The sequence below is a fragment of the Thioalkalivibrio sp. AKL17 genome (assembly GCF_000377885.1).
GTDB lineage: Bacteria > Pseudomonadota > Gammaproteobacteria > Ectothiorhodospirales > Ectothiorhodospiraceae > Thioalkalivibrio > Thioalkalivibrio halophilus.
In genome coordinates this window covers 494547-505833 of the sequence record NZ_KB898764.1, presented here as the reverse complement: position 1 = coordinate 505833, position 11287 = coordinate 494547, and the positions used below count along the sequence as shown (strand labels likewise).

Annotated in this window: 8 protein-coding genes and 1 pseudogene; all 9 read right to left on the bottom strand. The window is 67.6% G+C overall.

Translation table 11 applies throughout. The features are described 5' to 3' along the window. Positions 1–49: 49 nt before the first annotated feature. On the bottom strand, positions 50–775 hold the full coding sequence (cmk, locus tag D577_RS0102305) for a (d)CMP kinase (RefSeq protein WP_018945979.1): 726 nt from the start codon (positions 773–775) through the stop codon (positions 50–52). Further along, positions 772–2076: a 3-phosphoshikimate 1-carboxyvinyltransferase gene (gene aroA / locus D577_RS0102300; RefSeq protein WP_018945978.1), complete on the bottom strand. Its 1305-nt coding sequence runs from the start codon at positions 2074–2076 to the stop codon at positions 772–774. The genes cmk and aroA overlap by 4 nt, the downstream gene beginning before the upstream one ends. Before the next feature lie 4 nt (positions 2077–2080). Further along, the gene (locus tag D577_RS0102295) at positions 2081–2962 is read right to left on the bottom strand and encodes a prephenate dehydrogenase/arogenate dehydrogenase family protein (RefSeq protein ID WP_018869440.1); all 882 of its coding nucleotides are present in this window, start codon (positions 2960–2962) and stop codon (positions 2081–2083) included. Next, positions 2959–4110, bottom strand: coding sequence for a histidinol-phosphate transaminase (gene hisC, locus D577_RS0102290; protein WP_018945977.1), 1152 nt, complete (start codon positions 4108–4110; stop codon positions 2959–2961). The genes D577_RS0102295 and hisC overlap by 4 nt, the downstream gene beginning before the upstream one ends. A gap of 9 nt (positions 4111–4119) precedes the next feature. Continuing rightward, positions 4120–5205: a prephenate dehydratase gene (gene pheA, locus D577_RS0102285; RefSeq protein WP_018945976.1), complete on the bottom strand. Its 1086-nt coding sequence runs from the start codon at positions 5203–5205 to the stop codon at positions 4120–4122. Between the two features lie 3 nt (positions 5206–5208). Next, positions 5209–6372 carry a phosphoglycerate dehydrogenase gene (locus tag D577_RS0102280; protein ID WP_018945975.1) on the bottom strand — a complete coding sequence of 388 codons (1164 nt, stop codon included), beginning with the start codon at positions 6370–6372 and terminating at the stop codon, positions 5209–5211. Positions 6373–6385: 13 nt separating this feature from the next. Continuing rightward, complete coding sequence (serC, locus tag D577_RS0102275) at positions 6386–7468, bottom strand: 3-phosphoserine/phosphohydroxythreonine transaminase (protein WP_018945974.1); 1083 nt, start codon at positions 7466–7468, stop codon at positions 6386–6388. A gap of 121 nt (positions 7469–7589) precedes the next feature. Next, a pseudogene (gyrA, locus tag D577_RS0102270) lies at positions 7590–10113 on the bottom strand (DNA gyrase subunit A); the annotation flags it as partial. Positions 10114–10190: 77 nt separating this feature from the next. After that, positions 10191–11279, bottom strand: a complete 1089-nt coding sequence (mtnA, locus tag D577_RS0102265; RefSeq protein ID WP_018945972.1) for an S-methyl-5-thioribose-1-phosphate isomerase — start codon at positions 11277–11279, stop codon at positions 10191–10193. Between the last annotated feature and the right edge of the window lie 8 nt (positions 11280–11287).

Below are 11287 nucleotides of genomic sequence, written 5' to 3'. Positions count from 1 at the left end.
AAAAACCTGTTAAATTAAATGCGGTTACAGAAACTTCCTGAAACCGGTTTCAAGTGTTGTCGATCCCGCTGCCGGGGGTTTCGTCGGCAGGGGGGCGGTCTTCCGGGAGTACGTCCCGCAGGCGCTCCAGGATGAGATCGACCACGGCGACGATGTCCAGATCCGTGGTATCCAGGACCCAGGCATCCTCGGCCGGCTTGAGCGGCGCCACGCTGCGTTCGCGGTCGCGACGGTCGCGTTCTTCCATCTCTTCCCGAAGATCTTCAAGGCTAGCACTAAGTCCTTGTTCCAGCAACTGCAGTTGGCGACGCCGCGCACGTTCCTCGGCACTGGCATCGAGAAAGATCTTCAGATCCGCTTCGGGGAACACGATGGTCCCCATGTCGCGCCCGTCGGCGACCAGGCCCGGCGGCACCGCGAAATCGCGCTGGCGCTGCAGCAGCGCCTCGCGTACGGCGGGAATGGCTGCTGCACGCGAGGCGTCGTTGCCCGCCTGCTCGGTGCGGAGCTCCTCGTCGACGGGGTCGCCTTCCAGCAGGGTCGTGACCCGTGTGGCATCGCGGTCGATTTCAAAGCGTACGTCCAGCGCCTGAGCCAGGTCGGGGACGGCCGCCGCGTCGTCCGGCTCCACACCCTGCCGGCGTGCGGCCAGGCCCACCAGGCGGTACAGCGCGCCGCTGTCGAGCAGGTGCCAGCCCATGGCCGCCGCGATGCGCATGCAGACGGTACCCTTGCCTGCGCCGCCGGGACCGTCGATGGTCAGTACCGGGGTCATTGGGCCTCCAGGTGCAGTCCGGTCTGCCGCGCCAGGTCGGCGAAGTCGGGGAACGACGTCGCGACGTTGCGGCAATCGTGAATGGTGACGGGCGCGTCGGCGCGGAGTGCGGCCATGGCGAAGGCCATGGCGATGCGGTGATCTCCGTGGCTCTGGATCTCGCCACCCTGAAAACCGTCGCCCCCCTGAATGCGGATGCCGTCCGGCCGAACCTCGCAGTCGACGCCGAGGGCCGCGAGGCCGTCGGCCATCACCTGGATGCGGTCGCTTTCCTTGACGCGCAATTCCTCGGCGCCGGTCAGCACGGTCTCGCCGTGGGCGCAGGCGGCGGCGATGAAGATGGCCGGGAATTCGTCAATGGCCAGCGGCACCTGATCCTCCGGGATCTCGATCCCGCGCAGCTCGTGCGACAGCACCTCGATGTCGGCCACCGGCTCGCCACTGACCTCGCGCAGATCCAGCAGACGAATATCGGCGCCCATGCGGCGGAGGATCTCGATCACGCCGGTCCGGGTCGGATTGACCCCGACGTGGCGCAGGATCACGTGGGAACCTGGCGCGATCGACGCCCCGACCATGAAGAAGGCGGCCGAAGAGATGTCCGCGGGTACGTCCACGTCGCCACCGCGCAGGCGCCCGCCGCCGGCCACACAGGCCGTGGCCCCGTCACGTTCCACTTCGACGCCGAAACCTTCCAGCATGCGTTCGGTGTGATCGCGGGTTGGCGCGGGTTCGGTCACGCAGGTGCGGCCCTCGGCCCACAGGCCGGCAAGGAGCAGTGCGGACTTGACCTGGGCGGAGGCGACCTCGAGGGCGTATTCCGTGCCCTGCAGCGGCTGTCCGCCCCGCACCCGCAACGGCGGGGTGCCGCCTTCGGCGGTGTCGATCTGCGCGCCCATGCGCGCCAGCGGCTCGGTGACCCGGCGCATGGGCCGACGCGACAGGGAGGTGTCGCCGGTGAGCTCGCTGTCGAACGCCTGCCCGGCGAGCACACCGCACAAAAGTCGCATGGCGGTACCCGAATTGCCCATGTCCAGCGGACCATCGGGCGCACGCAGGCCGTGCATCCCGACCCCCTCGATGATGACCTCGCCCGGCCCTTCGCGGCGGATGGGGACACCCATCGCGCGAAACGCCTCCAGGGTAGCGAGGCAGTCCTCCCCTTCGAGGAAGCCGGTCACGTGGGTGGCGCCTTCGGCCAGCGCCCCCAGCATGATCGCCCGATGCGAAATCGACTTGTCGCCGGCGACCCGCAGGGTCCCGCTGAGGACGCCGCCGGGTTGAACGGTCAGGGTATCCATCGGTTCAGGTATCCAGTTGAGCTCGGGCGGGATCACAGAAACGATCCCGCGTGGTCTTGGCGTGAGTGAATTCCTGCTCCAGGCGCTGCCCGTCGCCCTGCTCGATCGCCTGCCGCAGGGATTCGAGATCGGCCTGGTAACGTTCGATCACCTCCAGGATGGAGGGCCCGTTGGCAAGACAGATGTCGCGCCAGACGACCGGATCGCTGGAGGCAATGCGGGTGAAGTCGCGGAAACCGCCCGCCGCATAATGGAAGATCTCGTCGCGGTCGCTCATCTTCGACAGCGACGCCACCAGGGTAAAGGCCAGCACGTGCGGGAGGTGGCTGGTGGCTGCCAGCACGTGATCGTGATGCGCCGGCGTCATGAATTCGACCCGCGCGCCGGCGGTCTGCCACATCGCAGTCACGCGGTTGGTCGCCATTACGCTGGTGGCGTCGGCCGGCGTCAGGATCACCAGCCGTTCGCGGAACAGTTCGGGAAAGGCGGCCGCCACCCCGCTCTGCTCGGTGCCGGCGATCGGATGCCCGGGGACGAACTGCCGCGGAACCTCGCCGAACCCCCGCGCCAGGGCCTCCAGCACCGCCTGTTTGCTGCTGCCCACGTCGGTCAGCGGCGCATCCTCCGGCCAGATCCCGGCGAGCGATGCCGCCAGCCCTTCCATGGCCCCCAGGGGTACGGCCAGCACGCCCATGTCGGCCCCCCGGGCGGCCTCGGCCGGATCGGTGGTCCATTCGTCGATCACGCCGAGGCGTTCGGCCTCGCGCAGATTGTCCGGATTGCGCGAACAGCCCACGACCGTCCCCACCTCCCCGGCCTCGCGCAGCGCCAGGGCCAGCGAACCGCCGATGAGGCCGACTCCGAAAATGACCAGCCGGTCGATCATGCAAGGGCCTCGCGCAGGGCGGCCAGGAATCGTTCGTTATCCTCCGCGGTCGAGACCGTGACGCGCAGATGCCCGGGCAGCCCGTAGTTTTCCACAGGCCGGGCGATGACCCCACGCCGCTGCAGACGGTCATGCACCGCGTTGACGTCGGTGCCGGTGTCGAAGGTAATGAAATTGCCGACCGAAGGGATGACCCGCAGGCCCATGGCCCGGAGTTCGCGCCCCAGCTGCACCAGGCCTTCCCGGTTGACCGCCACCGAGTGCCGGATGTGGTCGCTGTCCTCGAGCGCGGCCAGACCGGCCGCCTGAGCGACCGCGTTCACGTTGAACGGCTGACGCACGCGGTTGAGCATGTCGGCCACCGGCGCCGAACTCACGGCATAGCCCAGGCGCAGCCCCGCCAGCCCCTGGATCTTGGAAAAGGTCCGGGTGACGACCGCGTTGGGATAGCGGTCCAGCCAGCGTGTGGCGTCCGGATAACCGTCTTCTTCCACGTATTCGGCATACGCCTCGTCGATCACGACGATGGTCTGCGGCGGCATCGCCGCCACGAAGGCCTCCAGCGCCTGCGCATCCAGCCAGGTACCGGTCGGGTTGTTCGGGTTCGCCACGAACACCACCGCGGTGTCGTCATCCACCCGGGCGCGCATCGCATCCAGATCGTGCCCGAACGGCTGGCGGGCATCGTCCGCCGACACGGCCGGGATCACGCGCGCCTCGGCCCCGGTGGCCTGCGTCACCAGCGGGTACACCGCGAAGGCGTGGGCGGAAAACACCGACGCCCGCCCCGGCGCCAGCCAGGTCCGCGCGATCAGCTCCAGCACTTCGTTGGAGCCGTTGCCTAGGGTGATCTGCGCCGGGTCCACTCCATGACGCACCGCCAGCGCCGCCTTCAGCTCGAACGCATTGCCGTCGGGGTAGACATGGGCTTCGCCCAGCACGCCCCGGGCCGCCTCCACGGCGCGCGGCGACGGGCCCAGCGGGTTTTCGTTGGAAGCGAGCTTGACCGCCTCGCTGATGCCCAGCTCGCGTTCCAGCTCGGACACCGGTTTGCCCGGCTGATACGGCTGCAGTCCCTGCACGCCGGACACGGCCCGGGCGGCCGGACCCGGCCCGGGGGCTTCGGATTCGGAAGGATTCGTTGCCATGGATGCCTCTCAGGTTGCGGCCTGGGGGTAGCTGCCCAGGATCTTCACCGTGTCGGCGGTCTCCCTCAGCTGTTCCAGGCACCCGGCGATTTCCGGGTCCTCCTGGTGTCCCAGCAGGTCGAGGAAGAACACGTAGGTCCACTGCGCACAGCGCGAGGGACGGGATTCGATGCGCGTGAGGCTGATGCCGGCCTCGGCGATCGGCTTCAGCAACGCGTACAGCGAGCCCGGCCGGTTGGCCGTGCTCAGCATGATCGACGTACGGTCCGCGCCGCTGGGACGGGTGGTGGCCGTGCCGATGATCAGGAACCGGGTGGTGTTGTCGGCGCGGTCCTCCACGTGCTCCACCTGCACCGGAACCCCGTAGTGCTCCGCCGCCACGCGCGACGCAATCGCCGCCGCGGACCCATCCCCGGCCGCCAGTTCCGCCGCGCGGGCGTTGCTGGCCACCGCATGGCGCTCGGCGTGCGGCAGCCAGGTATCCAGCCACTCCCGGCACTGCGCCAGGGCCTGGGCGTGGGCCAGTACCTGGCGGACCTCGCCGAGACCGGCACTTTGCGACAGCAGGTGATGGTGGATCGGCGTCACGACCTCGCCGCAGATCTGCAGCGACGAGTCCATGAAGCAGTCCACCGTATGCGTGACCACGCCCTCGGAACTGTTCTCGATCGGAACCACGCCGAACTGCGCCCGCCCGGTTTCCACCGCGCCGAACACGGCGTCGATGGACGCCAGCGGCGTGGTCGTGACCGCATGGCCGAAATGCTTGCGCGCGGCCAGGTGGGTGAAGGTCCCCTCCGGCCCCAGATAGGCCACCGTCAGCGGATGCTCCAGGGCCAGACATTCGGACATGATCTCCCGGAACAGCCGGACGATCACGTCATCCGCCAGCGGCCCCGGATTCTCCTCCCGCACCCGACGCAGGATCTCGGCTTCGCGTTCCGGCCGGTAGAACACCGGCTCCTCGCCGTTGTCGCGCTTGACCCGCGCGACCGATTCCGCGCAGCGGGCCCGCTCGCTGAGCAGGGCCAGCAACTCGCCGTCGATCGCATCGATCCGCGCGCGCAGCGACGCGAGGGACTCCCCTTCGCTCACGACCTAGAGCACCCGCGCCCGCAGTACACCGTCGATGCGATAGAGCGCATCCAGCGTGGTCGGACTGGGATGTCCGTCCACGTCCAGCATGGTGTAGGCGATGTCGCCACGCGAGTCGTTCATCAGATGCAGGATATTGATGTCCGATTCACCGATGACGTGCGAGATCTGCGCTACACGGTCCGGCAGGTTGCGGTTGATTACGGCGATGCGCGCCTGCCCCTTCCGCTCCAGTACCAGGGTTGGCAGGTTCACCGAATTGACGACGTTGCCGTTCTCGAGATAGTCCCGCATCTGGTCGGCGATCATCACCGCGCAGTTTTCTTCCGACTCGGTGGTCGACGCCCCCAGGTGCGGCAGCGTGATCACCCGCGGGTGATCCAGCAGGCCGGGGACCGGGAAATCGGTCACGTAGGCGTGCAGGTGGCCCTCGTTGAGGGCCTCGCCGGCCGCGGCGTCGTCGACGATCCCGTCGCGGGCCATGTTCAGCACCATCGCGCCGGGGTTCATCGAACGGATGCGCTCGGCATTGACCAGGTTCTGCGTGTTTTCGGTCAGGGGTACGTGCACCGTGACCGCATCCGCCCCTTCCAGTGCCGCATCCACCGAACGCGCACGTTCAATGTCCGACGCCATCTGCCAGGCGCTCTCCACGGTGATCTTGGGGTCGAAGCCCACGACCTCCATCCCCATGGACCGGGCGGCGTTCGCCACCTTGACCCCGATCGCCCCCAGGCCGAGCACGGCCAGCCGCCGCCCCGGGAGTTCGAAGCCACTAAAGCGCTTTTTGCCCTGTTCTACTGCGGCCGTGAACCCTGAATCATCGGGATCCAGGGACTGCACATAACCGGCGGCCGGCACCAGATTTCGCGCTCCGAGAAGCAGCCCCGCGATCACCAGCTCCTTGACCGCGTTGGCGTTGGCCCCGGGGGCATTGAAGACCGCGACGCCGCGCTCGGTGAGATCCTGCACCGGGATGTTGTTCACCCCGCTGCCGGCGCGCCCCACGGCCAGCACCGAATCCGGGATGGTCTCCCCGTGCAGGTCATGCGAGCGCAGCATGATCGCATCCGGGTCTTCCAGACCGGAGGCGACTTCGTAGGTTTCGCGCGGGAAGCGTTCCAGCCCCCGCAGCGCAATGTTGTTGTAGGTCTTGACGCGGTACATCACGACCTCCTTTTCAGGCGTGGCGTTCCTCGAAATCCGCCATGAATTCGATCAGGGCGTCGACGGCCTCTTCAGGCACTGCGTTGTAGATGCTCGCGCGCATGCCGCCCACCGAGCGGTGGCCCTTCAGCGAGGACAGACCAGCCGCGTCGGCTTCCTTCAGGAACGGACCGTCGAGGCTGTCGTCGGCGAGGATGAACGGCACGTTCATCCACGAACGCGCACTGGGCTCCACCGGGTTGCGATAAAACGCCGAGTTGTCGATGAAACGATAGAGCTTGTCCGCCTTGCGCTGGTTGATCTCGGCCATCTTTTCCAGCCCGCCCTGCTCCAGCAGCCATTCGAAGACCAGGCCGGCGAAATACCAGCCGAAGGTCGGCGGGGTGTTGTACATGGAGTCGTTGTCGGCCTGCAGCTTCCAGTCCAGGACGGCGGGTACCTGGCCCTTCTCGCGTTCCAGCAGGTCCTTGCGCACGATCACCACGGTCACGCCGGCCGGACCGATGTTCTTCTGGGCGCCGGCGTAGATCACGCCGAACTTCGAGACATCGATCGGACGCGACAGGATGGTGGAGGACATGTCCGCCACCAGCGGCTTGTCGCCCACGTCGGGCACCTCGTGGAATTCCACGCCGCCGATGGTCTCGTTCGGCGTGTAGTGCACGTAGGCGGCGTTCGGATCGAGTTTCCAGGTCGAACGCTCGGGGATGGACGCATAGCCCTCGGCCTGGGAACTGGCGACGATGTTCACCGGCCCCACCTTCTGCGCTTCCTTGATCGCCTTTCCGGACCAGGCCCCGGTATCGATGTAGTCCATCGGCTGGCCACCCGGCTGCAGGTTCATCGGGATCGCGGAAAACTGCCCGGTCGCCCCGCCCTGCAGGAACAGCACCGCGTAGTCGTCGGGGATGCCCATCAGCTTGCGCAGATCGGCTTCCGCCTTTTCAGCGACTTCCATGAAGGGTTTGCCGCGATGACTCATCTCCATCACCGACATCCCGGTACCGTGGAAGTCCAGCATCTCGTCGCGTGCCCGTTCCAGCACCGCCTGCGGCAGGGCCGCGGGGCCGGCGCTGAAGTTCCAGATTCGGCTCATTCTTCATCTCCCTTTTCGCTGGGTTCGCGGCCGCCCTGCGGCTCGTCCTCGTGCGTTTCCGGGGCGGCCGACTGTTGATTCTCCGTGTCGGCTTCCGCGTCAGTGTCGTCCTCGTCGCCGGCGAAGCGCGCCACCCGTGCCAGTTCCACCAGCTGTTCGCCGGAATCCAGACGGATCAGGCGTACGCCCTGGGTGTTGCGGCCGATCAGCGGAATCTCTTCCACCGGCATGCGTACCAGCGTGCCGCCATTGGTGATCAGCATCGCCTCGTCGTCTTCCTGCACCCGGGCGGCTCCCACCAGGGCGCCGTTGCGCCCTTCGGTCTGGATCGCGATCACGCCCTGGCCGCCGCGCCGGTGGACCGGGAACTCGTCGAAGCGGGTGCGCTTGCCGTAGCCGTTCTCGGTGGCAAACAGCGCCGCGCCTTCGTCCACGTTGAGCAGTGCGATCACCCGCTGGTCGTCGTCCATGCGCACGCCGCGCACCCCGCAGGCCGTGCGGCCCATGGCGCGCACGTCGGTCTCGGAGAAGCGCACCGCCTTGCCCGCGGTGGTCACCAGCATCACGTCCTGGCTGCCGTCGGTCAGCGACACGTCCACCAGGTGGTCGCCCTCGCGCAGATCCACGGCGATGATGCCGCTGGCGCGCCGCCGCGAGAAGTCCGTCAGCGGGGTCTTCTTGACCGTGCCCTGGGCCGTGACCATGAACACGTAATGATCCGGATCGTAGCTGCGCACCGGGAGGATCGCATTGATGCGCTCGTCGGATTCGAGAGGCAACAGATTGACGATGGGCTTGCCCCTGGATGCGCGTGAGCCCTGTGGCAGCTCGTAGACCTTCAGCCAGTACACCCGGCCGCGGCTGGAGAAACACAGCACCGTATCGTGCGTATTGGCCACCAGCAGGCGGTCGATGAAGTCCTCTTCCTTGAAGCTGGCCGCCGCCTTGCCGCGTCCGCCCCGCCGCTGTGCGCGGTAGTCCGCCACCGGCTGGTACTTCACGTAACCGGCGTGCGACAGCGTAACGACCACGTCCTCCTCGCCGATCAGGTCCTCCAGCGTCAGGTTGGCCTGCTGCTCGCGGATCTCGCTCATGCGCTCGTCGCCGAAGCGCTCGGCCACGCCCAGCAGCTCGCCCCGGATCTCCTGCTGCAGGCGTTCGGGCGAGCCGAGAATGTCCAGCAGGTCCTCGATGGTATCCAGCAGCTGGCGATATTCGTCGACGATCTTGTCCTGTTCCAGTCCGGTCAGGCGGTGCAGGCGCAGGTCGAGGATCGCCTGGGCCTGGGTCTCGGACAGGCGGTAGCCGTCCTCGCCCATGCCGAATTCGGCTTCCAGGTCTTCCGGGCGCGAGGCCGCGGCCCCGGCGCGGTCGAGCATCCCCTCCACCATGCCCGGCGGCCAGCTGCGCGCCAGCAGTCCGGCCTTCGCCTCGGCCGGATTGGGTGCGTTGCGGATCAGTTCGATCACCGGATCGATGTTGGCCAGCGCGATCGCCAGCCCTTCCAGTACATGGGCCCGCTCCCGTGCCTTGCGCAGGTCGTAGATGGTGCGGCGGGTCACCACCTCGCGGCGGTGGCGCAGGAACGCCTCGAGGATCTGCCGCAGGTTCAGCACCTTCGGCTGGCCGTCGACCAGCGCCACCAGGTTGATGCCGAACACGTTCTGCATCTGGGTGTGCATGTACAGATGGTTGAGCACCACCTCGCTCATCTCGCCGCGCTTGAGCTCGATGACCAGGCGCATGCCGTCCTTGTCGGACTCGTCGCGCAGCTCGGAGATGCCCTCGATGCGCTTTTCCTTGACCAGCTCGGCGATCTTCTCGGTCAGGCGCGCCTTGTTCACCTGGTACGGCAGCTCGGTGACCACGATGGCCTCGCGCTGCCCGCCTTCCAGCGGCTCCACGTGCGAACGCGCACGGATCACCGCCCGACCGCGCCCGGTGCGGTAGGCCTCGCGGATCCCCTCGACGCCGTTGATGATCCCGGCGGTGGGGAAATCCGGGCCCGGCAGGTACTGCATCAGGCCGTCGATATCGATCTCGGGGTGGTCGATCAGCGCCACGCAGGCATTGATGACCTCGCGCAGGTTGTGCGGCGGGATGTTGGTCGCCATGCCCACGGCGATCCCGGAGGAGCCGTTGACCAGCAGATTCGGGAATTTTGCCGGCAGGACCGAAGGTTCCTGTTCCGAACCGTCGTAGTTGTCGACAAAATCGACGGTTTCCTTGTCGATGTCGGCCAGCAGCTCGGTTGCGATCCGCGCCATGCGTACTTCGGTGTAACGCATCGCGGCCGGCGAGTCGCCGTCGATGGAACCGAAGTTGCCCTGCCCGTCGGCCAGCATGTAGCGCATCGAGAACGACTGCGCCATGCGGACGATGGCGTCGTATACGGCCGAGTCGCCGTGCGGGTGGTATTTACCGATCACGTCACCGACCACGCGGGCCGATTTCTTGTACGGTTTGTTCCAGTCGTTGCCCAGCTCGCGCATGGCGTAGAGCACACGACGATGGACGGGCTTGAGGCCGTCGCGCACATCGGGGAGCGCGCGTCCCACAATCACGCTCATCGCGTAATCGAGGTAGGACTGCTGCATCTCGTCTTCGAGATTGACCGGGAAGATTTCCTTGGCGAATTCAGCCATTGATGGGTCACGCCGTCCGTTAGAACAAGCCCGCGATCATACCATATTCCCCCGCCGGAGGAGCCCTGCCGGGGCGGTCAGGTTCCCTCGTGAACGCCTCGCGGTTCGGGGGTATCTCCGGGGTGCGGCCGCCACGCCGCCAGCCGTTCGGCGTCGGGGGTTTCGATCACTCCCCGCTCGGTCACGATGGCGTCGATCAGCCCGGCGGGGGTGACATCGAATGCCGGGTTGTAGGCGGCGGCCCCGGCGGCTGCCAGGGGCTGGCCCGCGAGCGTCAGTACTTCTCCGGCATCGCGCTGTTCGATCGGGATGGCATCGCCGGCGGGGGTTGCATAATCGATGGTGGCGACCGGGGCGGCGACCATGAAACGCACGCCGTGCGCTCGCGCCAGCAATGCCAGCCCGTAAGTGCCGATCTTGTTGGCGGTGTCGCCATTGGCCGCAATGCGATCCGCCCCCACCACCACGCAGCCGACCTCCCCGCTCTGCAGCAGCCGCGCCGCGGCGCCTTCGCACAGCAGGGTCACCGGAATCCCGTCATGCACCAGCTCCCAGGCCGTCAGCCGGCTGCCCTGCATCCAGGGACGGGTCTCGTCGGCGTAGACCCCGGTGATGCGCCCCTGGTCCCAGGCGGCGCGAATCACTCCCAGCGCGGTCCCGTAGCCCCCGGTCGCCAGAGAGCCGGTGTTGCAATGGGTCAGCACGGCGCGGCCCGGTTCGATCAGCGCGGCGCCATGGGCGCCGAGCTCGCGATTGCCGGCGATGTCGGCTTCCAGCATCGCCATGGCTGTCTCGCGCGTCGCGGTCAGCGCGGCCCGGGCGCTTCCGGCGGCCGCCACCACCGCCTGCATCCGGTCCAGCGCCCAGAACAGGTTCACGGCGGTGGGCCGCGCCGCCCGCAGGGTCGCGATGTCGGCGCCCACGCGCTCGCGCCAGTCCGTGGCCTGCAGTGCCTGATGGCAGGCCAGCACCACGCCGAACGCCGCGGTGATGCCGATCGCGGGTGCCCCGCGTACCACCATTTCGCGGATCGCGTCTGCCACCGCCGGGGCATCATCCAGGGGCAGGAAGGTTTCCTGCGCGGGCAGACGGCGCTGGTCCAGAAGCCACAGACGGTCGTCGGCAAAGCGGACGGGGCGAATCGTATCGGAGACAAAATCGTTCATCCGCCCAG

What these genes read in the sequence shown, in the direction of transcription:
- cmk (WP_018945979.1), bottom strand. Translation starts at nt 775, where the DNA reads ATGACCCCGGTACTGACCATCGACGGTCCCGGCGGCGCAGGCAAGGGT.
- aroA (WP_018945978.1), bottom strand. Translation starts at nt 2,076, where the DNA reads ATGGATACCCTGACCGTTCAACCCGGCGGCGTCCTCAGCGGGACCCTG.
- D577_RS0102295 (WP_018869440.1), bottom strand. Translation starts at nt 2,962, where the DNA reads ATGATCGACCGGCTGGTCATTTTCGGAGTCGGCCTCATCGGCGGTTCG.
- hisC (WP_018945977.1), bottom strand. Translation starts at nt 4,110, where the DNA reads ATGGCAACGAATCCTTCCGAATCCGAAGCCCCCGGGCCGGGTCCGGCC.
- D577_RS0102280 (WP_018945975.1), bottom strand. Translation starts at nt 6,372, where the DNA reads ATGTACCGCGTCAAGACCTACAACAACATTGCGCTGCGGGGGCTGGAA.
- serC (WP_018945974.1), bottom strand. Translation starts at nt 7,468, where the DNA reads ATGAGCCGAATCTGGAACTTCAGCGCCGGCCCCGCGGCCCTGCCGCAG.
- mtnA (WP_018945972.1), bottom strand. Translation starts at nt 11,279, where the DNA reads ATGAACGATTTTGTCTCCGATACGATTCGCCCCGTCCGCTTTGCCGAC.